The organism is Xanthobacter sp. 126, assembly GCF_000526175.1.
GTDB classification, from domain to species: Bacteria; Pseudomonadota; Alphaproteobacteria; order Rhizobiales; family Xanthobacteraceae; genus Xanthobacter; species Xanthobacter aminoxidans.
Map to the genome: position 1 here is coordinate 2,156,456 of NZ_JAFO01000001.1, position 23,941 is coordinate 2,180,396.

Annotated in this window: 27 protein-coding genes; 16 read left to right on the top strand and 11 right to left on the bottom strand. The window is 67.1% G+C overall.

Going from position 1 to position 23,941, the window contains the following annotated elements; translation table 11 throughout:
* Positions 1-24 precede the first annotated feature (24 nt).
* Genes XAN126_RS0110285 through XAN126_RS0110300 form a run of 4 tightly spaced genes read left to right on the top strand, consistent with a single transcriptional unit; the run spans position 25 to position 3,003 of the window.
* Positions 25-1,032: a branched-chain amino acid ABC transporter permease gene (locus XAN126_RS0110285; protein WP_024278511.1), complete on the top strand. Its 1,008-nt coding sequence runs from the start codon at positions 25-27 to the stop codon at positions 1,030-1,032.
* Complete coding sequence (locus XAN126_RS0110290; RefSeq protein WP_024278512.1) at positions 1,029-1,781, top strand: ABC transporter ATP-binding protein; 753 nt, start codon at positions 1,029-1,031, stop codon at positions 1,779-1,781. Before XAN126_RS0110285 ends, XAN126_RS0110290 begins: the two co-directional genes overlap by 4 nt.
* Entirely contained in the window at positions 1,774-2,475 is a 702-nt protein-coding gene (locus XAN126_RS0110295) for an ABC transporter ATP-binding protein (protein ID WP_024278513.1), read from the top strand. The genes XAN126_RS0110290 and XAN126_RS0110295 overlap by 8 nt, the downstream gene beginning before the upstream one ends.
* A 54-nt stretch (positions 2,476-2,529) precedes the next feature.
* On the top strand, positions 2,530-3,003 hold the full coding sequence (locus XAN126_RS0110300; protein WP_024278514.1) for a carbon monoxide dehydrogenase subunit G: 474 nt from the start codon (positions 2,530-2,532) through the stop codon (positions 3,001-3,003).
* Between the two features lie 36 nt (positions 3,004-3,039).
* Here the strand turns inward: XAN126_RS0110300 and XAN126_RS0110305 are convergent, their stop codons facing one another.
* Positions 3,040-3,387 (bottom strand): ArsC family reductase, encoded by a 348-nt coding sequence (locus XAN126_RS0110305; protein ID WP_024278515.1) that lies wholly within the window; start codon positions 3,385-3,387, stop codon positions 3,040-3,042.
* A 154-nt stretch (positions 3,388-3,541) separates the two neighbouring features.
* Here XAN126_RS0110305 and XAN126_RS0110310 point away from each other — a divergent pair, with 154 nt between their 5' ends.
* The gene (locus tag XAN126_RS0110310) at positions 3,542-3,838 is read left to right on the top strand and encodes a DUF6166 domain-containing protein (protein WP_024278516.1); all 297 of its coding nucleotides are present in this window, start codon (positions 3,542-3,544) and stop codon (positions 3,836-3,838) included.
* A gap of 73 nt (positions 3,839-3,911) precedes the next feature.
* On the top strand, positions 3,912-4,736 hold the full coding sequence (locus XAN126_RS0110315; RefSeq protein WP_024278517.1) for a GntR family transcriptional regulator: 825 nt from the start codon (positions 3,912-3,914) through the stop codon (positions 4,734-4,736).
* Between the two features lie 46 nt (positions 4,737-4,782).
* Here the strand turns inward: XAN126_RS0110315 and XAN126_RS0110320 are convergent, their stop codons facing one another.
* The 6 genes from XAN126_RS0110320 to XAN126_RS0110345 are packed head-to-tail and all read right to left on the bottom strand — an operon-like array spanning position 4,783 to position 10,601.
* Positions 4,783-5,892 carry a Zn-dependent alcohol dehydrogenase gene (locus tag XAN126_RS0110320; RefSeq protein ID WP_024278518.1) on the bottom strand — a complete coding sequence of 370 codons (1,110 nt, stop codon included), beginning with the start codon at positions 5,890-5,892 and terminating at the stop codon, positions 4,783-4,785.
* Between the two features lie 3 nt (positions 5,893-5,895).
* Positions 5,896-6,618, bottom strand: coding sequence for an ATP-binding cassette domain-containing protein (locus XAN126_RS0110325; RefSeq protein ID WP_024278519.1), 723 nt, complete (start codon positions 6,616-6,618; stop codon positions 5,896-5,898).
* Positions 6,612-7,418, bottom strand: a complete 807-nt coding sequence (locus XAN126_RS0110330; protein WP_024278520.1) for an ABC transporter ATP-binding protein — start codon at positions 7,416-7,418, stop codon at positions 6,612-6,614. Before XAN126_RS0110330 ends, XAN126_RS0110325 begins: the two co-directional genes overlap by 7 nt.
* Positions 7,419-7,421: 3 nt before the next feature.
* Positions 7,422-8,438 (bottom strand): branched-chain amino acid ABC transporter permease, encoded by a 1,017-nt coding sequence (locus XAN126_RS0110335; RefSeq protein ID WP_024278521.1) that lies wholly within the window; start codon positions 8,436-8,438, stop codon positions 7,422-7,424.
* Positions 8,435-9,316 (bottom strand): branched-chain amino acid ABC transporter permease, encoded by an 882-nt coding sequence (locus XAN126_RS0110340; protein ID WP_024278522.1) that lies wholly within the window; start codon positions 9,314-9,316, stop codon positions 8,435-8,437. The genes XAN126_RS0110335 and XAN126_RS0110340 overlap by 4 nt, the downstream gene beginning before the upstream one ends.
* A 10-nt stretch (positions 9,317-9,326) precedes the next feature.
* Positions 9,327-10,601 (bottom strand): ABC transporter substrate-binding protein, encoded by a 1,275-nt coding sequence (locus tag XAN126_RS0110345; RefSeq protein WP_024278523.1) that lies wholly within the window; start codon positions 10,599-10,601, stop codon positions 9,327-9,329.
* Between the two features lie 419 nt (positions 10,602-11,020).
* Between XAN126_RS0110345 and XAN126_RS0110350 the strand changes: the two genes are divergently transcribed.
* Genes XAN126_RS0110350 through XAN126_RS0110365 form a run of 4 tightly spaced genes read left to right on the top strand, consistent with a single transcriptional unit; the run spans position 11,021 to position 12,852 of the window.
* Positions 11,021-11,818, top strand: a complete 798-nt coding sequence (locus tag XAN126_RS0110350; RefSeq protein WP_024278524.1) for a sterol desaturase family protein — start codon at positions 11,021-11,023, stop codon at positions 11,816-11,818.
* 4 nt (positions 11,819-11,822) lie between these two features.
* Entirely contained in the window at positions 11,823-12,215 is a 393-nt protein-coding gene (locus XAN126_RS0110355; protein WP_024278525.1) for a hypothetical protein, read from the top strand.
* A gap of 43 nt (positions 12,216-12,258) precedes the next feature.
* Complete coding sequence (locus tag XAN126_RS0110360) at positions 12,259-12,444, top strand: hypothetical protein (protein ID WP_024278526.1); 186 nt, start codon at positions 12,259-12,261, stop codon at positions 12,442-12,444.
* A 33-nt stretch (positions 12,445-12,477) separates the two neighbouring features.
* Positions 12,478-12,852, top strand: a complete 375-nt coding sequence (locus XAN126_RS0110365) for an antibiotic biosynthesis monooxygenase (protein ID WP_024278527.1) — start codon at positions 12,478-12,480, stop codon at positions 12,850-12,852.
* Between the two features lie 2 nt (positions 12,853-12,854).
* Here XAN126_RS0110365 and XAN126_RS0110370 read toward each other — a convergent pair whose 3' ends face one another.
* Genes XAN126_RS0110370 through XAN126_RS0110385 form a run of 4 tightly spaced genes read right to left on the bottom strand, consistent with a single transcriptional unit; the run spans position 12,855 to position 17,195 of the window.
* Positions 12,855-14,015: a CaiB/BaiF CoA-transferase family protein gene (locus XAN126_RS0110370; protein ID WP_024278528.1), complete on the bottom strand. Its 1,161-nt coding sequence runs from the start codon at positions 14,013-14,015 to the stop codon at positions 12,855-12,857.
* On the bottom strand, positions 14,015-15,142 hold the full coding sequence (locus tag XAN126_RS0110375) for an acyl-CoA dehydrogenase family protein (protein ID WP_024278529.1): 1,128 nt from the start codon (positions 15,140-15,142) through the stop codon (positions 14,015-14,017). Before XAN126_RS0110375 ends, XAN126_RS0110370 begins: the two co-directional genes overlap by 1 nt.
* Positions 15,143-15,191: 49 nt before the next feature.
* Positions 15,192-16,382 carry an acetyl-CoA C-acyltransferase gene (locus XAN126_RS0110380; RefSeq protein WP_024278530.1) on the bottom strand — a complete coding sequence of 397 codons (1,191 nt, stop codon included), beginning with the start codon at positions 16,380-16,382 and terminating at the stop codon, positions 15,192-15,194.
* Positions 16,383-16,427: 45 nt separating this feature from the next.
* Complete coding sequence (locus XAN126_RS0110385) at positions 16,428-17,195, bottom strand: 3-hydroxyacyl-CoA dehydrogenase (RefSeq protein WP_024278531.1); 768 nt, start codon at positions 17,193-17,195, stop codon at positions 16,428-16,430.
* Between the two features lie 130 nt (positions 17,196-17,325).
* On the opposite strand from XAN126_RS0110385, the gene XAN126_RS0110390 reads away from it, so the two are divergent.
* The 6 genes from XAN126_RS0110390 to XAN126_RS0110415 all read left to right on the top strand — a co-directional run bounded on the left by XAN126_RS0110390 (position 17,326) and on the right by XAN126_RS0110415 (position 23,930).
* The gene (locus XAN126_RS0110390) at positions 17,326-18,312 is read left to right on the top strand and encodes an AraC family transcriptional regulator (protein WP_024278532.1); all 987 of its coding nucleotides are present in this window, start codon (positions 17,326-17,328) and stop codon (positions 18,310-18,312) included.
* A 114-nt stretch (positions 18,313-18,426) separates the two neighbouring features.
* Entirely contained in the window at positions 18,427-19,128 is a 702-nt protein-coding gene (locus XAN126_RS0110395; RefSeq protein ID WP_024278533.1) for a phosphatidylserine decarboxylase, read from the top strand.
* The gene (pssA, locus tag XAN126_RS0110400; RefSeq protein WP_024278534.1) at positions 19,128-19,976 is read left to right on the top strand and encodes a CDP-diacylglycerol--serine O-phosphatidyltransferase; all 849 of its coding nucleotides are present in this window, start codon (positions 19,128-19,130) and stop codon (positions 19,974-19,976) included. Before XAN126_RS0110395 ends, pssA begins: the two co-directional genes overlap by 1 nt.
* A 241-nt stretch (positions 19,977-20,217) precedes the next feature.
* Entirely contained in the window at positions 20,218-21,840 is a 1,623-nt protein-coding gene (locus tag XAN126_RS0110405; RefSeq protein WP_024278535.1) for an ABC transporter substrate-binding protein, read from the top strand.
* Between the two features lie 192 nt (positions 21,841-22,032).
* Complete coding sequence (locus XAN126_RS0110410) at positions 22,033-23,046, top strand: ABC transporter permease (protein ID WP_024278536.1); 1,014 nt, start codon at positions 22,033-22,035, stop codon at positions 23,044-23,046.
* A complete protein-coding gene (locus XAN126_RS0110415; protein ID WP_024278537.1) occupies positions 23,043-23,930 on the top strand; it encodes an ABC transporter permease in 888 nt (295 codons plus the stop codon). Before XAN126_RS0110410 ends, XAN126_RS0110415 begins: the two co-directional genes overlap by 4 nt.
* Positions 23,931-23,941: the final 11 nt, after the last annotated feature.

A 23,941-nucleotide genomic window follows, 5' to 3' on the forward strand; every position in this document is an offset into this window, starting at 1 on the left:
CGGCGCGTGAACGGAGACGACACCATGACCACAACCGACCTCGCCGCCGGGCAGGGCGTGGCGCCGCGCACTCTGCCGAAGGCCGGAGCCGCGCTGGATCGCTGGCGCGTGCCGCTCACCATCGCCGTGCTGGCGGTGCTGCCCTTCGTGCTGCCGTCGCAGGCGCTGGCGGTGAACGTGCTGATCTACGGCCTGTTCACCGTCGGCTTCAACCTGCTGTTCGGCTACACGGGCCTTCTCTCCTTCGGCCATGCCGCCTTCTTCGGCACGGGGGCCTACCTGACAGGAATGGCCATCGCCCTTCTCGGCTTCGGCTGGTTTCCGGCCATGCTCACGGGCATCGTCGGCGCAAGCCTGCTCTCGGTGGTGATCGGCGCGCTCTCCATCCGCACGCGCGGCATCTATTTCTGCATGGTCACTTTGGCGCTCGCGCAGCTCGTCTATTACGTCGCGCTCCAGGCGTCCGGCTGGACCGGCGGCGAGAATGGCCTGCGCGGCTTCACCGTGGCAAAGGCCGACCTGATCGGCGGCTTCTCGGTGAACCTGCTGAACCCGCTGGCGAAATACTACTTCATCATGTTCTTCGCCGCGCTGGCACTGTGGTTCGTGTCGCGGGTGCTGAACTCCCCCTTCGGCGCGGCCATCGAGGCGGTGCGCGAGAACGAGACCCGCGCCCGCGCCTGCGGCTTCGACGTGGAGCACACCAAGCTGCTGTCCTTCGTCCTCTCCGGCGCCCTGTGCGGTCTCGCCGGCACGCTTTCCGCGCTGCACCTCTCCATCGTGCCGCTCGATGCGCTGGGCGTTCACACCTCCTCCATCGTGGTGATGATGACCATGCTGGGCGGCGCCGGCTCCTTCTTCGGGCCGTTCGTGGGGGCGCTGGTGTTCCTGCTCATCGAGGATGTCGCCTCGCTGTGGACCACCCACTGGCAGCTCATCGTCGGCATCGTCTTCATCCTGTTCGTGCTGTTCCTGCCCAAGGGCATCTGGGGCAGCCTGATCCAGATCGTGCGCCGCAGGAGGGCGTCATGAGCGCGCTGATGGAAGTGACGGACGTGGGCCGGTCCTTCGGCGGCTTCGTCGCCCTCGCCGGCATCTCGGCGAAGTTCGAGCGCAACAAGGTGACGGCGGTGATCGGCCCGAACGGCGCCGGCAAGAGCACCTTCTTCAACGTGCTGTCCGGCGTGCTCCAGCCCTCCACCGGCTCGATCCGCTTCAAGGGGCAGGAGTTGAAGGGACTGAAGCAGCACCGCTTCGCCCATCTCGGCATTGCCCGCTCCTACCAGATCACCAACCTCTTTCCCGAGCTGTCGGTGGAGGAGAACGTCCGTGTGGCGGCACAGGCACTGAAGACGCGCTACGACGTCTTCAGCCATCGCGATCACTATCCCGAGCTGACTCAGAAAGCAGAGGCGGCGCTGGCCGAAGTGGGCCTCACCCATCGCCGCGCCCGCCGCGCCCGCGACCTCGCCCATGGCGAGCAGCGGGCGCTGGAGATCGCCATCGCGCTGGTGGCGAATCCCGAGCTTCTGCTGCTCGACGAGCCCACGGCCGGCATGGGGCCGGAAGAGACCAAGGAGATGGTGGCGCTCATCGAGCGCCTCGCGGCGGACCGCACCATTCTCCTGGTCGAGCACAAGATGAAGATGATCCTCGGCCTGTCCGACCGCATCCTGGTGCTGCACCACGGCCGGCTTATCGCCGACGGCGCGCCGTCGGCGGTGCAGGCCGATCCGGAAGTCCGCCGCGTCTATCTGGGGCAGAACGATGGCTATGCTTGAGGTCGAAAAGCTCAATGCCTGGTACGGGCCGAGCCACGTCGTCCATGATCTGACGTTCAGGATCGACGAGGGCGAGATCGTCGCCCTCGTCGGCCGCAACGGCGCGGGCAAGACCTCGACGTTGCGTGCCATCATGGGGCTGATGCCGCGCGCCGAGGGCCGGGTGAGGTTCGACGGCACGGATCTGCTGCCGCTCGGCGCCCATGCGCGCTTCCGCCTCGGCCTCGGCTATGTGCCGGAGGAGCGGCGCATCGTCTCCGGCCTTACGGTGCGGGAAAACCTGCAGCTCGGCCTCGTCGCCGCCGCCCGCACCGACGAGCGCGCGGCCATCGACGAGATCGCCAAGAGCTTCCCGCGCCTGAAGGAGCGGCTGGAGCAGCAGGGGACCACCATGTCCGGCGGCGAGCAGCAGATGCTCGCCATCGCCCGCGCTATCATCTCCAAGCCGAAGATGGTGCTGCTGGACGAGCCCTCCGAGGGCATCATGCCGGTGCTGGTGGAGGAGATGGGCGTGCTTTTCCGGCGTCTGCGCGACCAGGGAACGACGCTGCTCCTGGTGGAGCAGAACGTGGAATGGGCGCTCAATCTCGCGAGCCGCGCCATCATCATCGATCAGGGCGAGCTGGTGCATCAATCGAGCGCTGCTGCACTGCTCGCCGACAAGGACATCCAGGATCGCTATTGTGCGGTCTGAGCGCCATCGCCGAAGAGCGGCACGCGCGAACGAGAACAAGGGGAGGACCATCCCGTGGAACTGACCGGCGAATATCGCATCAGCGCCCCGCGCGAGACCGTGTGGAAGGCGATCCTTGATCCTGAGATGCTCAAGCGTTGCATTCCCGGCTGCAAGGAGCTGGAGCAGACGGGGGACAACGCCTATGCCGCCAAGGTGCAGGTGAAGGTGGGGCCGGTCTCGGCCACCTTCTCCGGCTCGGTGGAACTCACCGACATGGAGGCTCCGGCCGGTTGCCGCATCGTCGGGCAGGGCAATGGGGGCATCGCCGGCTTCGCCAAGGGCGAGGCGAAGGTCTCGCTGGCCGAGGATGGGGCCGATACCATCCTGACCTACGTGGCGGACGCCCAGATCGGCGGCAAGCTCGCCTCTCTTGGCGGGCGCCTCGTGCAGGCGACCGCCAAGAAGCTCTCCGACCAGTTCTTCACCAGCTTCGCCGAAGCGCTGAACGCGCTGGCCGAGGCGCCTCCGGCGGCCGAGGCATCCTGAGCATCACGAAGGTCCCGAGGCCGGCGCAGGCCGGCCTCACTTCACCTTCGCCGCATAATCCTCCGGCTTGAAGCCGACGATCAGATCACGCCCGTGCTCCAGCACTGGGCGCTTGATCATGGACGGGTGTGCGAGCATCAGTGCCAAGGCCTTTGCCTCGTCGATGTCCGCCTTGTCGGCGTCGGGGAGCTTCCGGAAGGTCGTGCCGGCCCTGTTGAGCAGCTTTTCCCAGCCGACCTGCTTCGCCCAGCCCTCCAGCGTCTTCGCATCGATGCCCGCCGACTTGTAGTCGTGGAAGGCATAGGCGACGCCCTTCTCGTCGAGCCAGCCGCGTGCCTTCTTCATGGTGTCGCAGGCCTTGATGCCGTAGATCGTCGTCGTCATCGCAATCCCCCGTCTGAAAGCACCGACCTTACCCGAGGGCGCGCCGCCGCGCGCGCGGCTTTCGCGTCGCAGGGCCGTTGAATGGTGCCTGCTGCTCATGTAACATATCAGTGCAATCCCAATTGGACGGCCAATAACAGGCAGGGCAGGACGCATGAAGACCTATCGGGGAGACCGCACCATCGACGGCATCGCGGTGACGGTGGATGGCAAGCCGCTGCCGCAGCGCACCGACATCGCCAAACTGAGCAGCGACGGCTTCGAGTGGAGCTATGAGGGGCAGGCCCCCGCCCAACTCGCCCTCGCCTTGCTCGCCGACCACCTCGGCGACGACCGGCGCGCCTATTCGCTGCACGACCAGTTCATGCGCGACGTGGTCGCCAATTTCGCTAATGAGTGGGAGATGACCTCCGACGATATCGACGCCGCGCTCCACCGCGTCGCAGCCTGATCGGCATCCGCCCGAGGCTTGACGGCAGGAGACGAATCCGTCGTCTCAGAGACAAGGCAGGGGAGCAAGCGGCATGGCAAAGGCGGGGTCCAAGGCAGGGGCCATTGCGGGCTCCGTGGCGCCGGTGCGGCGCCAGAAGCGGCAATCCGCGCTGGCCGGAGGTGAAGGCGCGCTTGATCTCCTGTTGGAGCCGCTCCGCGAAACCCGCAAGGAACCTCGCACCCCCGCCCGTCGCGCTCGCAAGGACGAGCCGGTGACGGAAGATGCGAGCCTCACCGATCGTGCCTACCGCATCCTTGAGGAACTGATCGCGACTCTGCAACTGCCTCCGGGCGCGGTGCTTTCCGAACTCACGCTTTCCGACCGGCTGAAGATCGGCCGCACGCCCATCCGCGAGGCGCTGCAACGCCTAGCCCGCGACGGGCTGGTCGTGGTGCTGCCGCGGAGAGGCGTGCTGGTGTCGGATATCAACCTGCGCACCCAGCTTCGCCTGCTGGAGGTGCGGCGCGTGCTGGAGGTGCTGATGGCCGGCCTCGCCGCCGAGCGCGCGACGTCTGAGGAGCGGGACGCCTTCGCCGAGATCGCCGGCTCCATGCGGCAGGCGGCCGAGGTGGAGGACGACCTCGCTTTCATGCGCCTCGACCGGCGCTTCAACCTTTTGATGGCGCAGGCGTCGCGCAACGAGTTCGCGGTGCGCTCCATGGGCCTCATGAACGCCCTGTCGCGTCGCTTCTGGTACCAGCATTACCGGGAGGTCGCCGACCTGCCGCTCGCAGCCCGGCTCCATGCCGAAGTGGCCGAGGCGGTGGCCCGCCGAGACCGCAAAGGGGCAGAGACCGCGGCCGCCAACCTCGTGGATTATATCGAGGATTTCGCCCGCAAGACGCTGGATGCGTGAGGGGTGGTGCTCCCTCCGCCGTAAGGGGAGAGGGAGCCTTGAGCCCTCAGAAGATCACGACGCTGCGAATGGTCTCGCCGGCCTTCAACGCTTCGAACCCCGCGTTGATCTCGTCCAGCGCGATCCGTCGTGAGATGAGGCCCTTGAGGTCCAGCCGTCCGGCAAGCGCGGCTCGGGCGAGGAAGGGGAAGTCACGGGCGGGGCGGGCACCGCCATAGGAGACGCGGCGGATGCGCTTTTCCGCCATCAGCGAGCCCCAGCGGAAGGACACGTCCGTCGTCACGTCGATCTTGCCGAGCCAGATCACCTCGCCGCCAGGCCGCACCGCCTCCACCGTCGCGCGGAAGGCAATCGGGCTGCCGGCCGATTCCAGCACCACGTCGGCACCGCGGCCTTGGGTGAGCGCGCGGGTCGCCTCCACCACGTCGCCCGTGCGGGCATTCACCGTGTGGGTGGCCCCCATGGCGCGGGCGAGGGCGAGCTTGGCATCATCGAGATCGGCGGCAAGGATGGTCTCTGCGCCTGCCAGCCTCGCCCCCTGTACCGCGGCGAGGCCCACGGCGCCGCAGCCAATGACGAGGGCCGTATCGCCGGGCGCGATGTGTGCCACGTTCAGCGCGGCGCCGACGCCCGTCATGATCCCGCAGCCGATGAGGCAGGCCTCCTCGAACGGAAGTTCTTTGGGCACGGGCACGGCCTGCTGGTCCGTGACGATGCAGTATTCACCGAAGGCGCCGAGGAACATGAGGTTCCCCAGCTCCCGCCGGTCCGCGAGCCGCGCCTTGGCGGCGCCGTCGAAGGCACGGGCCTTCGGGCCTTCCGCGAGATAGCCCTCGCACAGGATGGGCAGCGCGCGGTCGCAATAGAAGCAGTGGCCGCAATGGGGGTTCCAGGAGAGCACCACATGGTCGCCCTTGCGGACGCCCTTGGCCTCCCGCCCCACGTCTTCGACGACGCCCGCCGCCTCGTGGCCGAGCACGATGGGCATGGGATAGACGAGCCCGCCCTCGATCACCTCGAGATCGGTATGGCACAGCCCGGCCGCCTTGATGCGGACCAGCACGTCGGATGGCCCGAGCGGGGCCGCTTCCACCGTCTCGATGGCGAGCGGCGTCTGCGGCGCGTGGAGCACCGCGGCACGATAGGTGAGGGGCATGGGTCAGGCGTGCTCCAGCTCCACCTCGCCGGCGATGACGCGCATGACCGCCTTGTCGCGGTACGCCTCGGCCAGCGTGCCGGAGAAGATCATCTCGCCGCGCTCCAGCACGTAGAGGCGATCCACATAATCCGGCAGGTGGTGGACGTTGGATTCCGCCATCAGCACGGCCTGCCCCATGGCGCGGATGGAGGCGATGCCCTCCGAGATCACCGGGATGATGGCCGGCGACAGCCCCTCGAACGGCTCGTCCAGCAGCAGGAGGCTCGGATCGAGGGCGAGTGCCCGCGCCACCGACACCATCTTGCGCTCGCCGCCGGAGAGCTGCGCTCCGCCCCGATGCAGATACTGCCGGAGCTTCGGGAATACGGTGAGGGAGCGCTCGACGCGGTCCTTCTCCGACATCTTGGAGCGGCGCGTCCAGGTCGGCAGCTCCAGATTCTCCGCCACGGTGAGGTCGGCATAGACCTCCGATTCCTCCGGCGAGAAGCCCACGCCCATCTGCGCAATCTCGTGCGGGGCGCGGCCGATCAGCTCCTTGCCGGCGAAGCGGATGGAGCCGGCGACGGGCTTGCGATAGCCCATGATGGAGCGGAACGTGGTGGTCTTGCCCGCGCCGTTGCGGCCGATGAGGCAGACGAGTTCGCCCGGCTCCACGGCGAGGTCGATACCGGACAGGATGCGGCTGCCGGCGATATCCACCTTGAGGCCCGAAATGCTCAGCATGGGCGGCTCTCCTGAACGGCGGCTTTCGGGGCCATCTTCGGCGGGCGCGTGCCCACCACGGCGGCGATGAGGGCGGGATCCTTGAAGAAGGTTTCCGGCTTCTCATCGGCGAGAACGGTACCCGCCTGGAGCGCGACGATGCGGTCCGAGTAGCGGGCCACGAGGTCCATGTCGTGCTCCACCTGGATGATGCCGCGCACGCCGGCCTTGCGGGACGCGGCAACCAGTAGCTCCATGATGGCGTGCTTGTCGCCGGTGGAGACGCCGGAGGTCGGCTCGTCGATGAGGATCAGTTCCGGCTTGAGGGCGAAGGCGCTCGCCACGTCCAGCAGCTTCTTCTCGCCCTGGGAGAGGGCGCTCGCCTGCTGGTCCAGCCGGTGGCGCAGGTTGAAGATGTCGGCCACCTCCTCCACGGCATCGCGGATCTCGCGATCAGCGCCGAGGCTGCGGAAGGGATTGCCGATGCGCCTGAGGCGTGATGCTGCGGCGACACCCAGCGTCTCCCGCACCGTGAGCTCGGGGAAGATGTTCACAAGCTGGAACCCCCGCGCCATGCCACGGCGGGACAGTTCCACCGGTCCGATGCCGGCAATGTCCTGCCCGCGGAAATGGACGTGGCCAGACGTTGGCTTCAGCAGTCCCGTCAGCACGTTGACGAGGGTGGACTTGCCGGCGCCGTTGGGGCCGACGATGGAGATGAATTCGCCATCGTCCACATGCACCGAGACGTTTCGGAGCGCATGGAAATCGCCATAGCTCTTGGAGACCTGATGGGCGGAGAGAAGGGCGCGTGAGGCCATGGGTCAGCTCCCGCGCTTGAGGCGGGCGAAGGCGTCGCCGAACAGGCCGGCGATCCCCCGCGGGAAGAAGATGACGATGAGCACCAGCACCGCGCCCATCACGAACCGCCAGTACTGGGTGGCGGACATCACCGTGTCCTGCAGCAGCACGAAGGCGAGGCCGCCCACCACGGGGCCGGCGAAGGCGCCGGAGCCGCCCAGCACCGCCATGAAGACGAGGTTGCCGGATTGCGTCCAGTAGACGATCTCCGGGTCCGCGAGGCCGATGGTGACGGCCAGGATTACCCCGCCGATGGCGCCGTAGACGCCGGAGATGACGTAGGCCGCGAGCCGCATCCGCGAGACGGTGACGCCGAGATAGGCCGCCTTCTGCGCGTTCTCCCGAATGGCCGTGAGGTGCAGCCCGAAGGGCGAGCGCACGATCCGCCACATGGCACAGCCGAGCAGGGTCAGCAGGCCGAGGGCGTAGTAGTAGAACGGCCCGGTGATGAAGGCCGTCTTGCCGCCCTCGAACGCCATGCCGAACAGCAGCGGGCGCATTACTCGCATGCCCTGGTCGCCGCCGGTGAGGCCGTAGAACTTGAACAGGATGGAGTGGAACAGCATGCCGAAGGCGAGCGTCAGCATGCCGAAGAAGATGCGCGTGTAGCGCACGCACAGGAAGCCCACCGGCACCGCGATGACCACCGCCGCCGCCACCGCGACGAGCAGGATCAACTCCAGCGACTGGACGCCGAGCTTCGAGGTCATCACCGCCGCCGCATAGGCGCCGATACCGAGGAACATGGCGTGGCCGAAGGAGAGGAGGCCGGTGTAGCCGAACAGCAGGTTGAAGCCGAGCAGGGCGATAGCGAAGCCGAAGAACGGCACCATCAAAGTGAGCGTGTAGGTGGAGGCAACGAGGGGCAGGCCCGCCATGGCGACGATGATCACCAGGAAGGATATGAGCCCCGAGGGTCGCCAGAGGCTGGGGGACACGGCCGGCGCCACCGTGGCCGGGGCGGAGGTCGGGGTGCTCATGCCATTGCCTTTCCGAAAAGTCCGGCCGGCCGCAGGATGAGCACGGCGATGACGACCAGATAGATGGAGAGAATCTCGGCCTCGGGCAGCACCATGATGGCCGCCGCACGGATCAGGCCGACGATGAGCGCACCGGCCAGCGCACCGCGCATGGAGCCCAGCCCGCCGATGACCACCACGGCAAACGCTTCCACCACCAGCTCCACGGCCATTTCAAGCGAGGAGGCCGAGGCCGGCACCACCAGCGCGCCGCCCACCGTGCCGAGCATGCAGCCGACCGTGAACACGGCCGCGAACACGCGGGAGGAATTGACGCCGAGACCCTCGCTCATGTCCCGGTTTTCCGCCGTCGCGCGGATGATGCGCCCGGTGCGGGTCTTCTGCAGGAAGGCGCCGAGCGCCACCGCGATGGCGATGGAGGCGGCGATCACGAGGAGGTTGTAGGTGGGCACCCGAAGGCCCATGAACTCGGCCGTGCCGTAAGCGAGATAGGCGTTGTCCAGCGTCCGGGGCGTGGCGCCCCAGAAGAAGCGGAATACGTCCTGGAACATCAGCAGCAGGCCGAAGGTGAGGAGCAATTGATAGCTCTCGTCCCGCCGGTAGACCGTGCGCAGGATGCGTTCCACCGGCAGGCCGACGAGGCCGATCGCCAGCCCCGCGAGGATGAGCACCGGCAGCACCGTCCAGGCTGGGAAACCGGCGGCCGAGGCGAGGCCAACAGCCGTGATGCCGAAATAGGCGCCCAGCGCGTAGAACGAGCCGCAAGCGAGGTTGATGACCTTCTGCACGCCGAACACCAGCTGGAGCCCGGCGGCCACGAGGAAGAGAATGGCGGCGTGAAACACGCCGCCGAGGAGGACGTCGAGGAAGACGGTCACGCGGCGCTCCTCACACGGGAAGCTTGGAGGTCTTGAGCCATTCCCAGAAGTCCACGCCCGGCGGCTTCTGGAGCTGATCGGCGGTGAAGCTGTCCACCGTCTTCAGCGTCGGGAAATCGTAGGAGTTCTGGTTGGTGGAAAGGCCCTGGTAGAATGTCTGCTCCGCGATCTTGTCGGCGCGGAATTGCCCCGGCCCCCCCAGGCTCTCGATCTTCTGCTTGGGGATGGATTCGATGATCTCCGTGAGCTTCGGCCAGCGCCCCGTGGCCTTGGCCGCGGCTTCGACGCCCGCCTTGTATGCGGCCAGGGCGAAATAGGCGCGGTCGGCCTCCCAGCTCGGAGCCTCCTTGTACCGGCCCATATAGTCTTCCACGAACGCCTTCTGGAGCGGGGACGCATTGGGCAGCGCGAAGTAGAGCGTGTTGTGCCCGAACACGATGTTCTCGGGCATGAACTCCTTCTTCAGCTGGTTGATCTGCCAGCCGGCGGCGGGCAAAGCGAGGTTCACGCCTTCGAACAGGCCGGCGGCGGAGCCCTGCTTCATGAAGACGGGCAGGTCGGCGAACAGCATCGACGAGAAGATGAAGTCGGGTTTGGCCGCCTTCAGCGCCGCGACGTGGGACGTGAGGTCCATGGTGCCGACCTTCGGCCACTGCTCGGCCACGACCTCGACCTCCACGCCGGCGCGCTTGAGGATCTGCTGGAAAGCCTCCCAGTTGTTGCGGCCGTAGGAATAGTCCGGGTTGATGCCGGCAATGCGTTTGATCTTGCCCTTGAAGTATTTGATCGAGAGCAGGGAGGCCATCACAGCCTCGCATTCATTGTCGGTGGAGCGGAAGACGTACTGCGACTTGGGCATCGCCTCCTTCACGCCGTCCTGCGTGGTGCCGTCCCACATGATGAGGAGCGCCTGTTCCTCCTCCGCCACGGGCGCGACGCCCAGCGACACGCCGGTGGAGATGAGGCCCTGGACGCAATCCACCTTCTCCTGCAGCACCAGGCGGCGGAAGCGCTCGATGGTGTCCTTGGGAGAGGTTTCCTCCTCGATGACGAGCTCGATCGGGCGCCCGGCGATGCCGCCGTCCTTGTTCATGCGCTCCGTCGCCCACTGCACAGCGCGGATGCCGCATTCGCCCACCGTGCCCATGGCCCCGGAGCGCGGCGCGAGAATGCCGATGCGAACCGGCTTCGACTGGGCGATGGCGGGGGAAAAGACCCCCGGAGCGGCGGCAGCGAGACCGGCAGCACCGATCCCCCGCATCAAAGTGCGGCGAGAAATGTTCATTGGCGTCCTCCCCTAGGCGGGTCTCGTGCCCGCCTTCGTAATCTGACATATCATAGATATGCCAAAAGAATGTCTGCAAGAAGCTTTTTTGATCTGGATCATTTTTAAGGAAGATGGGTCTAAAAAATCTAATTAAATCAACATTTTAAATTGTTGAACTTTGGTCGCATTCGCGGGACGATAGGCTTTCGATGGAGCCGGATCGGCGCCTTGCATATGATGTGTGACTAACATATTAGTGGTGCATCCGCTGTCGCGGAGCATCCTTCCCCCGTCCGGGCGCGAGGGAGCTGGGGCGGGCGACGGCTCAAGGCACCGGCGCGTTCAGCAGCTGGTGTCTTCAAGAGCCGGCGCCTCCGACGCGGCGCCGAGAGAATCAAGACAATGGCGCGCACCAACAGCGCGCAAGGGAGAGAGCGATGGAACTCACCTCGAGCCCCATGACGGATCGGCAGCGCAAATATCGCGCGACCTACCGTGAGCGTGTCACCGGCTGGTATAACGGATGGCTGCACATCGCCATCATCTACACGATCGGCTTCACCGCCCTCTACATCTATGTCTCGAACATGCACGCGATCCGCTGGTGGGAGTTTTTGACCATTCCAGTCGTGTTCCTGTTCTGCAATTTCTTCGAGTGGTGGCTGCACCGCTACGTGATGCACCGGCCGTCGAGCTTTCCGCTGTTCCGCGCGGTCTATAACCGCCACACGCTGATGCACCACCAGTTCTTCACCGAAGAAGAGATGCGCTTCGCCGGGCATCACGACTGGCGCGTCACCTTCTTCCCGCCCTACGCGCTGGTGACGTTCACGCTCATGTCCATTCCCGGCGCCATCGTGTTCGGCTGGCTGATCTCGCCGAACGTGGGCTGGCTGTTCATCGCCACCACCACCTCGGTCTACCTGCTCTACGAATTTATGCACTTCACCACGCACATCGACGAAAACTGGTTCGTGCGGAACGTGCCCTTCATCAACACCAACCGCCGCCATCATGCCGCGCACCACAACCAGTCGCTCATGATGGAGCGCAACATGAACCTCACCTTCCCCATTATGGACTGGGCGTTCGGCACCTCGGATCTCAACCGCGGGCTCATTGGCCATCTCTTCAACGGCTACGACACCCGCCATCTGAAGACCGACATGCGCCGCACTGCGCGTACGCCGAAAGGCAAGGCAGGCCCGTCCGGCCACGTCGCTCCGGCGGAGTGAGGCGATGGCGTCGATCGAACCCAATATCGGCGGGCTCGCGATTTTTGCGGGCCTGTGGACCGCGGCCTGCATGGGCTTTCTGGTGCTCTCCGGCATGTTCCCGGCGAGCACCCGGCCGGCGGGCGCGCGACAGGCGGGGGGACGCGCCCTCGTCCTGGTGAACAGCCTGCTGTGGCTCGCGCTGGCGGCTGCGGCGCTGGTCTATGGCTACGCCAACCTGCGCCTCACCAGCCTGATCGTCGTCGGCGGCCTCGTGCTGCTGTTCGCCCCGGCACCGTTCGATCTGCTGCCGACATCGTTCCGCGACGGCCGGCGGGGCCTTGCCACCCTGGTCGCGCTCCAAGGCGCGTCGCTCGCCGTCTGGGCCGCGCTTCCCGGCGGCGGCGCACTCATCTGAAGGTCAGCGCCGGCGCAGTCCGGCCAGCAAGAGGGGACATCCCATGCCCACCCACATCAAGCTCATCCTCTCCCTCATCGTCCTCGCCGTGGCTGCGGCCGGCTATGCCTTCCAGGCAGCGCTGGGGCAGGAGGGGCCCAAATATGCGGTCGCCTTCCTCGGCATCTTCATGGTCGTCGCCATGTGGGTGTTCCCCGAGGTGCAGCGTCGGCCGGGCGACAAGGTCTAGTCCGGGCCCAAAACAATCAGGGGAAGAGGGGGCATGATCGCCATCATTTTCGAGGTGTGGCCGGCCGAGGGCCAGCGCGACACCTATCTCGATCTTGCCGCGCGCCTGCGCGTGGAACTGGACAAGATGGACGGCTTCATCTCGGTGGAGCGGTTCGAGAGCCTCACCAATCCGGGCAAGATGCTCTCGCTCTCCATGTGGCGCGACGAGGAGGCGGTGAAGGCATGGCGCAACCTCACCTCCCATCGCAGGACGCAGGCGGCCGGGCGGGCCGGCGTGTTCCGCGACTATCGCCTGCGGGGCGCGGCCGTGGTGCGCGACTACGGCATGTTCGAGCGTGACGAGGCGCCGGACGACAGCCGCGCTTTGCACAAGGCGAAGGCCGCCGCGGCCGATCCCGCCTTCTGAGGTCAGCGCAGCTCCGGCGGCCAGTCGAGGCCGGAGCGACCCGCCGGATCGGACGGCGCGGCTGCGGCGGCGATCTCGTCGTCGCTGAGGCCGGCATCCCGCAGGACCTGCTCCGTGCAATCGCTAAGATCGAGCGGGTGGGCCTGCGCTGGAGTGCGCGAGAGGCGCGGGACGGCGGGCACGCGGTTCGGCCCGCTGTCCGGATGGCGCGCGGCGATGTGGGGATCGCTCCAAACCTCGTCCGGTGCCAGAATCGGCGCGACGCAGGCGTCCGTGCCGGTAAACAGGGCGGTCCAGTGATCGCGCGATTGCCCCGCGAAGGTCGCTTCCAGCGTACGTTCGATTTCCGGCCACAGGTCGCGTCGCATGTGGTCCGGCGGTTCGCCGAGATCGAGACGTCGCCACAGTGCTTCAAAGAAGCCCCGCTCCAGCGCACCCACCGCGATGAAGCGGCCATCGGCGCAGCGGTAAGAGCGATAGAACGGCGCGCCGCCACCCAGCAGCCCGTCGCCCCGTGCCGGCCAATGGGGCGTCTTCCACAGCGGCCAGTGCATCGCCATCAGCGAGAGCGCTCCATCCACCATGGCGGCGTCGATCTTCTGGCCCTGTCCGGTGCTCTTCGCCTCGATCACCGCGGCGAGGATGCCCAGCGCGGCGATCAGGCTGCCGCCGGCGAAATCCGCGACGAGATTGAGCGGTGCCTCGGGCGGCCCGTCCTTCGGGCCCATGGACCCGAGCACGCCGGCCAGCGCGAGATAGGTGATGTCGTGGCCCGCCTCCAGAGCGCGCGGGCCGTCCTGCCCGAAGCCGGTGAGCGAGCAGTAGACGAGGCGCGGGTTGAGCGCCGCCAGCGTCTCGTATCCCGCGCCGATCCGGTCGGCGACGCCGGGGCGGAAGCCCTCCACCAGCACGTCGGCGGTCTTCACCAGCGCATGGAGCGCGGAACGGCCGGCGGGTGCTTTCAGGTCGAGGGAGATATGCCGCTTGCCGCGCGAGAATTCCGGGATGGCGACGCCGGCCCGTCCGCCGCCCACCACGATCACCTCTGCCCCGAAATCCGCAAGCAGCATGGTGCAATAGGGGCCGGGGGCGAGCCGGGAGAGATCGACGACGCGGATGCCGGCGAGGGGACCGCGCGGGGCGGGGGAGGGGGCCTCCACCATCACAGCCCCCGCGCGATGACGATGCGCTGAACGTCGCTGGTGCCCTCATAGATCTGGCACACGCGCACATCGCGATAGATGCGTTCCACCGGGAAGTCCGCGAGATAGCCGTAGCCGCCGAAGGTCTGGATGGCTGCGGAACACACCTGCTCCGCCGTCTCCGAGGCGAACAGCTTCGCCATGGACGCCTCGGTGAGGCAGGGCAGGCCGGCCTCGCGCAGGGCGGCGGCGTGCAGCACCATCTGACGGGCCGCCTCGATGCGGGTCGCCATGTCGGCGAGGCGGAAGGCGACGGCTTGATGCTCCATGATGGGCTTGCCGAAGGTCACGCGCTCTTTCGCATAGGTCCGGGCCGCCTCGAACGCGGCGCGCGCCATGCCCACGCATTGCGAGGCGATGCCGATGCGCCCGCCTTCAAGATTGGACAGCGCGATCTTCAGGCCCTCGCCCTCGGCCCCGAGCCGGAGGTCGGCGGGAAGGCGCATGTCGTTGAAGGCGAGCTGGCAGGTGTCGGAGGAATGCTGGCCCAGCTTCTCCTCCACCCGCACCACCTCGTAGCCGGGCGTGTCGGTGGGCACGATGAAGGCGGAGATGCCCTTCTTGCCCGCGTCCGGGTCGGTCACGGCGAAGACGATGATGACATCGCCGTTCTTGCCGGAGGTGATGAACTGCTTGGCGCCGGAGAGCACATAATGGTCGCCGTCCCGCCGGGCGCGCGTGCGCAGCGCTGCGGCGTCCGATCCCGCCTGCGGCTCGGTGAGGGCGAAGCCGCCGATCCATTCGCCGCTCGCCAGCTTGGGCAGGTAGCGCTCCTTCTGCGCCTGCGTGCCGAACTTCACGATGGGCATGCAGCCGACGGAGGAATGCACGCTGACGATGGTGGAGCAGGCGCCGTCCGCCGCCGCGATCTCTTCCAGCGCAAGGGCATAGGAGGCGAGATCGGTGGCGGAGCCGCCATGGTCCTCCGGCACCAGCATGCCAAGGAAGCCGAGGGCGCCCAGCTCCTTCAGTTCCTCGCCGGGGAAGCGGTGCTCCCTGTCCCGCGCTGCCGCTCCGGGCGCGAGGCGTTCGGAGGCGAAGGCGCGTACCGCGTCGCGGATGGCAACCTGGGTTTCGGTGAGGATCATGGCAGGTTCCTCCGGTTCTTGTTGTTAGGTTTCCTTGGCGGCCTCTGCCTCAGCTCAGACGCTCGATGGCGACCGCCGTCGCCTCGCCGCCGCCGATGCAGAGCGAGGCGATGCCACGCTTGAGCCCGTAGCGCTCCAGGGCAGCCAGTAGCGTCACCATCACCCGGGCGCCCGAAGCCCCGATGGGATGGCCCAGCGCACAGGCGCCGCCGTGGACGTTCACCTTGTCTTCTGGCAGACCGAGATCGCGCATGGCGGCCATGGGCACCACGGCGAACGCCTCGTTGATCTCGAACAGGTCCACGTCCTTCAGATCCCAGCCGGTCTTCCCGGCCAGCTTCTGCACCGCGCCGATCGGGGCCGTGGTGAAGAGGTTCGGCGCCTGGGCGTGGGTGGAATGGCCGACGATGGCGGCGAGCGGCGTCAGGCCACGCTTCTCCGCTTCGGAGCGGCGCATGAGCACGAGAGCCGCCGCGCCGTCGGAGATGGAAGAGGAGTTCGCCGCCGTCACCGTGCCGCCGTCGCGGAAGGCGGGCTTCAACGTCGGGATCTTGTCCAGCTTCGCCTTGGGCGGCTGCTCGTCTGCTGTCACAATGCGCTCGGTCTTGCCGGCTTTCACGGTGACGGGGGTGATCTCCTTGTCGAAGGCGCCCCCGGCCATGGCCTTCTGCGCCTTGGTGAGGGAGGCGATGGCAAAGGCGTCCTGCGCCTCGCGGGTGAACTGGTAGGCCTCGGCGCATTCCTCGGCGAAGGTGCCCATGAGGCGGCCCTTGTCATAGGCATCCTCGAGCCCGTCGAAGAACATGTGGTCGATGACCTTGCCGTGCCCCATGCGGTAGCCGCCGCGGGCGCGGTCGAGCAAATATGGGGCGTTGGTCATGCTTTCCATGCCGCCTGCAACCGCGACGGAGGCGGAGCCGGCGGCGAGGAGGTCGTGGGCGAACATGGCCGCCTTCATGCCCGAGCCGCACATCTTGTTGACGGTGGTGGCGCTGGTGGAGAGCGGAAGGCCCGCGCCGAGCGCGGCCTGGCGGGCCGGAGCCTGGCCGAGGCCCGCCGGCAGCACGCAGCCGAACACCACTTCCTCCACCTGATCCGGCGCGAGGCCGGCGCGCGCGAGGGCGGCACCGATGGCCGCGGAGCCGAGCGCGGGCGCGGCCACATCCTTGAGGTCGCCCTGAAAGCCGCCCATGGGCGTGCGGGCGGTGCCGACGATGACGATGGGGTCGGAAGCCGTCATGAGTCTTATCTCCGGTCGCGGGAGGAAGTCGTCAGCGGGAAGGGCTCAGCGCGGCGCCATCCGCAGCGCGCCGTCGAGGCGGATGACCTCGCCGTTCAGCATGTTGTTCTCGCAGATGTGCTTGACGAGGGCGGCGTATTCCGACGGCCGTCCGAGACGCGAGGGGAAGGGTACGCTCTTGCCCAGGCTGTCCTGCACGTCCTGCGGCAGGCCGGCCATCATCGGCGTCTCGAAGATGCCGGGGGCGATGGTGACGACGCGGATGCCGAACCGCGCCAGCTCTCGCGCCACCGGCAGGGTGAGCGCTGCAACACCGCCCTTGGAGGCGGCATAGGCCGCCTGGCCGATCTGCCCATCGAAGGCGGCGACGGAGGCGGTGTTGACGATGACGCCACGCTCGCCCTCGGCGTCCGGCGCCTCCTTCACCATGGCGTCGGCGGCGAGCCGGAGCATGTTGAAGGTGCCGATGAGGTTGACGGTGATGCCGCGCACGAAGCTTTCCAGCCGGTGCGGGCCGTCGCGGCCGACCACCTTCTCGCCGGGGGCGACGCCGGCGCAGTTCACGAGACCGTGAACATGGCCGAAGCTGTCGAGGGCGAGCTGCACGGCGGCCTTGCCATCGGCCTCGCTGCTGACGTCGGCGCGCTGGAAGCGGGCGGCGTCGCCGAGTTCGGCGGCCATGGCGGCACCGGCATCGGCGTTGATGTCGACGAGGACGACCCGGCCCCCATTGTCCACCACCATTCGCGACACCGCCGCGCCCAGGCCCGAGCCGCCGCCGGTGACGAGAAAGACGCGCCCTTCAATCTTCATGGTGCCCCTCCCAGGGAGACATGCCGCCGCTTTGGCGGCCGTTGCCTCTCGTCTAGCAGAAAAGCCGAGTGACATTCGATGACGCTAGCGATCTATTCAGGTGAGCGTTTTTGCCATTCGGGAGCGTGCCTTGGAACGGCGCATGATATCCGGGACTTTCGTGGAAGATGCCCTGGGCTGCCTGACGGCGCGGGGCATCGACGCCGGCCCGGTGCTGGCGCGGGCGGGGCTCGCGCTGCCGGTGACGGAGGCGGTCTCCGCGGAACAGTACGGGGCGCTTTGGACCGCGGCCGCGGAGGCGCTGGACGACGAGTTCTTCGGCCTCGCCGCCCGCCCCATGCGTTGCGGCAGCTTCACCCTGCTCTGCCATGCCCTCATGGGCGCGCAGACGCTGGAACAGGCGCTGCGGCGGGCGCTGCGGTTCCTCCGGGTGGTGCTGGATGACCCGAGCGGCGAGCTTGTCGTCGGGGAGGGCCTTGCGTCGGTCGTGCTCTCGGACAAGGGCGCCGCGCGCTCGGCCTTCGCCTACCGCACCTACTGGATCATCCTTCATGGCATCACCTGCTGGCTGGTGGGCCGGCGCATTCCGATCCGGCAGGTGGATTTCCGCTGCGGTCCGCCGGAGCATGGAGCCGACTATCGCCTGTTCTTCGGCGCTCCCGTGCGGTTTGACGCGCCGGAGAGCCGGCTCGCCTTCGACGCGGCCTTCCTGAAGCTGCCGGCCCACCGCAGCGAGCGGGCGCTGCGGGACTTCCTGCGGGGTGCGCCGGCCAACATCCTCGTGCGCTACCGGCACGACGAAGGGCTAGCCGCCCGTGTCCGCGCCCGGCTCCGGGAGCAGTCGGCCACGGCGTGGCCGTCCTTCGACGAACTCGCCCGACAGCTGCGCCTCCCGGCCTCCACCCTGCGGCGGCGGCTGGCGGAGGAGGGGGCCGCCTATCGCGACATCAAGGACGAACTGCGCCGGCTGCGGGCCGAGGATCTGCTGCGGGCCACCGACCGGCCCGTGGGCGAGATCGCGGCGGAGCTTGGCTTTTCCGAGCCAAGCGCCTTCCATCGCGCGTTCCGCAAGTGGACGGATCTGAGCCCGGGTGCCTTCCGCCGGGCCCGGGCCTGAGGGAGAGCGGCGTTCCGCCATTTGACGGCGGGGCGGCGGCTGACTACCTGTGCGCAGTCTATGCCCGTGCGGCGCCATCCGGGGCGTCCTGCCGGGCGACCGTGGAGACACCTGTTGTCGATCATTGCCAGCATCCGCAAGACCCTCGTTCCGATCCACCGGGAGGGCTATCCGTTCATCGCCATCGCGGTGGTGATCGCGCTCGTGCTGTTCGTGTTCTCCACCTTCTTCGGCATGATCGGCTTCGGCCTTGCCATCTGGACGGCGCTGTTCTTCCGCGATCCGGAGCGCGTGACGCCGGTGCGCGAGGGGCTCGTCATCGCGCCGGCCGACGGGCGGGTGTCGCAGGTGGGGCTGGCGCGGCCGCCGCGGGAGCTGGACCTTTCCGACGATCCGCTGCTGCGCGTCTCCATCTTCATGAACGTGTTCAACGTCCACGTGAACCGCGCGCCGGTGACGGGGCGCATCGAGCGCATCGCCTACAAGCCGGGCCTCTTCCTCAACGCCGACCTCGACAAGGCGAGCGAGGACAATGAGCGCAACAGCCTCATCATCTCCACGCCCTACTGCCGGGTGGGTTGCGTGCAGATCGCCGGCCTCGTGGCGCGCCGCATCGTCTCGTTCGTGCGGGAGGGCGAATCCATCGGTTCCGGCGAGCGCTTCGGCCTGATCCGCTTCGGCTCTCGCGTGGACGTCTATCTGCCCGTGGGCTCGCGCGTGCTGGTCAGCGAAGGGCAGTTGACGGTAGCGGGCGAGACGGTCCTGTGCGATCTCTCCCAGCCGCAGCAGCGCGAGACCGCCTATCGGGTGAGCTGATGGAAACCCCCTTTCCCCCGTTCGATCCTGAAGGCCGGCCCCGTCCGCGTCTCGGCGGCAGCATCGGCAAGGTGCCGATCCGCGTGCTCCTGCCCAATCTTGTGACGTTGCTCGCGCTGTGCTCCGGCCTTACCGCCGTGCGGCTCGCCATCGAGGAGCGGATCGAACTGGCGCTGGCGGCCATCGTGTTCGCCGCCATTCTCGATGGCGTGGACGGGCGCCTTGCGCGTGCGCTGAAGGGCACCTCGCGCTTCGGCGCGGAGCTGGACAGCCTCGCCGACTTCGTGAATTTCGGCTGCGTGCCGGCGCTGATGCTTTATTTCTGGGGCCTCAACGAAGCCGGCTCGTTCGGCTGGATCGCCGCGCTGGCCTATGCCATCTGCGCGGCCCTGCGCCTCGCGCGCTTCAACGTGATGCTGGACGACCCGAACAAGCCGCCCTTCGCCGGCGACTATTTCACCGGCATTCCGGCCCCGGCGGGCGCCATTACGGTGCTGCTGCCGATCTATCTGGAGCTGATCGGCCTGCCGCACGGGCGGGTGAGCGCCATCATCGCCCTCGTCTATTGCCTTGCCATCGCCTTCCTCATGATCTCCACGGTTCCGGCCTGGTCCGGCAAGACGCTGGGGCGGCGGGTGCGGCGGGACATGGTGCTGCCGCTGTTCGTGGCGGTGGCGATCTATTTCGCGCTGCTGGCGAGCTATCCATGGGTGGTGCTTTCGGTCTGCACCATGCTGTATCTGGCTCTCCTGCCTGTCTCGACCCTGCGCTACAGGCGCCAGATGAAGGCGTGGAAGGCCGAGCGTGCCGCTGCGGCGCCGGCCCCCTCCGAAGTGCAGCCCTCCTGATCTCTGCGCGATGGCGGCATGGCGCCTCGCTGGGCAAGCCTTGCCGAAGCGTTGCGCATTGAATTGCATACAATGCGCATGCAGTTGATTAAATTATGGTCATAGACGTAGGTTGACCCGCAGGGCCGCAGGGTACTTGTTTGATATAAGTGTCTAATAAGTAATGAACTTTCAAAAACTGTATGCAATTGGCACGCGGCTTGAATGGCATTTGGCGACCGCCACCACAGGGACGTCGCCGATGAACCGCCGCGAATTCATGAAGTCCGCCTCAGCCACTGCCGTTGCTACCGGCACGGGCGTTGCCGCCCCGGCGGTATTTTCCCCGGCGAAGGCGCAGGCCCGGAACGAAACGCTGCTGATCGTCTCCGAGAGCGGTCCCAACAATCTCGACATTCACGGTGTCGGCACCAACGTGCCCGGCTACGAGGCGAGCTGGAACACCTACGACCGGCTCATCACCCACGAGATGACCGAGAAGGACGGCGTGCGCTACTACGACCGCGACAAGCTCAAGGGCGAGCTTGCCGAGGACATGAACATCGGCGACATGTCCGTCACCTTCAAGCTGAAGAAGAACGCGACCTTCCAGGACGGCAGCCCCGTCACCGCCAAGGACGTGAAGTGGTCGCTGGATCGCGCCGTCTCCGTGGGTGGCTTCCCCACCTTCCAGATGAAGGCCGGCTCGCTGGAGAAGCCCGAGCAGTTCGTGGTGGTGGACGACCACACCGTGCGCGTGGACTTCCTGCGCAAGGATCGCCTGACCATCCCCGACCTCGCCGTCATCGTACCGTGCGTCATCAATTCCGAGCTGGTGAAGAAGAACGTCACCGAGAAGGACCCCTGGGGTCTCGAATACACCAAGCAGAACACGGCCGGCTCCGGCGCCTATCGCGTCACCAAGTGGACGCCCGGCACCGAGGTCATCTTCGAGCGCTTCGACGACTGGAAGGGCGGCCCGCTGCCCAAGATCAAGCGCGTGATCTGGCGCATGGTGCCCTCCGCCGGCAACCGCCGGGCGCTGCTGGAGCGCGGCGACGCGGACATCTCCTACGACCTGCCCAACAAGGACTTCGTGGAGCTGAAGCAGGCCGGCAAGCTCAACATCACGTCGGTGCCGTATTCCAACGGCGTGCAATACATCGGCATGAACGTGAAGAACCCGCCCTTCGACAATCCGAAGGTCCGTGAGGCGGTCGCCTACGCCATCCCCTATGACAAGATCATGGAGGCGGTGCTCTACGGACTCGGCAAGCCCATGTTCGGCGCGCCGGCCGATGCGGCCACCAAGGTGGCCTGGCCGCAGCCCACCAAGTTCAAGACCGACCTTGCCAAGGCCAAGCAGCTGATGGCCGAGGCGGGCTATGCCGGCGGCATCGACACGACGCTCTCCTTCGATCTCGGCTTTGCCGGCGTCAATGAGCCCATCTGCGTGCTGCTGCAGGAAAACCTGGCGCAGATCGGCATCAAGACCACCATCAACAAGATCCCCGGCGCCAATTGGCGCACGGAGCTGAACAAGAAGGTTCTTCCGCTCTACACCAACGTGTTCTCAGGCTGGCTCGACTACCCGGAATACTTCTTTTTCTGGTGCTATCACGGCTCCAATTCGGTCTTCAACACCATGAGCTACCAGTCGGCGGCTATGGACACCTTCATCGACGGCGCCCGTGCGGCGGCGGCGAATGGCGACAAGGCGGCCTACGACACGGACGTGAAGGGCATGGTGGATCTCGCCTTCGCTGACGTGCCGCGCATCCCGCTCTATCAGCCGTTCGTCAACGTCGCGATGCAGAAGAACATCACCGGCTACGAATACTGGTTCCACCGCCGGCTGGACTATCGCGCCTTCCAGAAGGGCTGATTTTCCTCTTCCCCCGTGAGGAGGAAGCGGCGTGAGGGGTGGTGCCGGGGGCGGAATCCGGCGCCCGGGTTTCGGCCCGGATGCCGGCATCGGTGCCACCCCTCACCCATGCCGGCGCGTCCCGCCGGACGACGAGAATGCGGCTACGGCGCCCGATGCCCCGCAGCCCGGTTCGCACACAGGGATATCACCATGCTGAAGCTCCTAGGCAGTCGTCTCGCCACAGCCGTGCCCAGCCTGATCGGCGTTGTGATCGTCACCTTTCTCCTTACGCGCGTGCTGCCGGGCGACACCGCGGCCTATTTCGCGGGACCTGCCGCGACGCCGCAGGCCATCGCCGAAATCCGCGCCAAGCTCGGCCTCGACAAGCCCTTGCCGGCGCAGTTCGCCGACTATGTCTCCGCGCTCGCCAAAGGCGACCTCGGCTCGTCGCTCTCCACCGGCCAGCCCGTCGCCACCGAGATCGCGGCGCGCCTGCCCGCCTCCGCCGAATTGACGCTGGCGGGACTTGTGCTGGCGCTGGTGATCGCCGTGCCGTTCGGCATCGTGGCGGCGGTGCGGCAGGGGTCCTGGGTCGATCACGCCTGCCGCATCATCACGACGGCCGGCGTCTCGCTGCCGGTGTTCTTCACCGGGCTTCTGCTGGTCTATGTCTTTTACTTCAAGCTGGGCTGGGCGCCGGCGCCGCTCGGGCGGCTTGATGTGTTCTATTCGGCGCCGGAGACGGTGACGGGCTTCTATCTCATCGACAGCCTGATCGCTCGGGATCTCGAGACCTTCCGCGCGGCATTGGCGCAACTGGCTGTGCCCGCCATCACCTTGGCCATTTTCGCCCTCGCCCCCATCGCCCGCATGACCCGCGCCTCCATGCTGGCGGTGCTCTCCTCGGAATTCGTGCGCACGGCGAAGGCGGCGGGGCTGACGGACTACACCGTCATCATCACCTACGCCTTCCGCAATGCCATGCTGCCGGTGGTGACGACGCTGGGCATGGTGTTCTCCTTCCTACTCGGCGCCAACGTGCTGGTGGAGAAGGTGTTCGCCTGGCCGGGCATCGGCTCCTACGCGGTCGAGGCGCTCATCACCTCGGACTATGCGCCGGTGCAGGGCTTCGTGCTCGCGATGGCGATCCTCTACGTTGTTCTCAACCTCCTGATCGACCTTGCCTACGGCATCATCGATCCCCGCGCGCGGAGCGAAGCATGACCCTCGCAACGGCCGACACCCAGAAGGCCCCGGGCGGCCTTTCCGCGACGCTCGCCCACGCCCGCTATGTCGTCTCCGACAATCCCGTCACCGGCATCGCCTTCTGCATGTTTCTGGTGCTGGTGGTCTGCGCGGCGCTCGGGCCGTTCATCGTGCCCTACGATCCGCTTGCCAGCGACACCGCGGCGGCGCTGCAGCCGCCCTCCTTCGCGCACTGGTTCGGCACCGACAATCTGGGGCGTGACATCTTCTCCCGCGTGGTGGTGGCGAGCCGGCTGGACATGGCCATCGCCATCTTCTCGGTGGCGCTGGTGTTCGCGGTCGGCGGCATCGCCGGCATCGCCTCCGGCTTCTTCGGCGGCTGGACGGACCGGATCATCGGCCGCATCTCCGACACCATCATGGCCTTCCCGCTGTTCGTGCTGGCCATGGGCATCGTTGCGGCGCTGGGCAATACGGTGACGAACATCGTCATCGCCACCGCCATCATCAACTTCCCGCTCTATGTGCGCGTGGCGAAGTCGGAAGCCACCATCCGCCGCAATGCCGGCTATGTGCAGGCGGCGCGGCTGACCGGCAATTCGGAATGGCGCATCCTGCTGACGACCATCCTGCCGAACATCCTGCCGATCATGATGGTGCAGATGTCGCTCACCATGGGCTACGCCATCCTGAACGCTGCCGGCCTCTCCTTCATCGGTCTCGGCGTGCGTCCGCCGACCCCCGAGTGGGGCATCATGGTGGCCGAGGGCTCGGCCTACATCGTCTCCGGCGAATGGTGGATCGCGCTGTTCCCCGGCCTCGCGCTCATGTTCGCGGTCTTCTGCTTCAACCTCCTGGGCGACGGTCTGCGCGACATCGTCGATCCCCAGCGCCGCACCTGATGGAGGCCGCC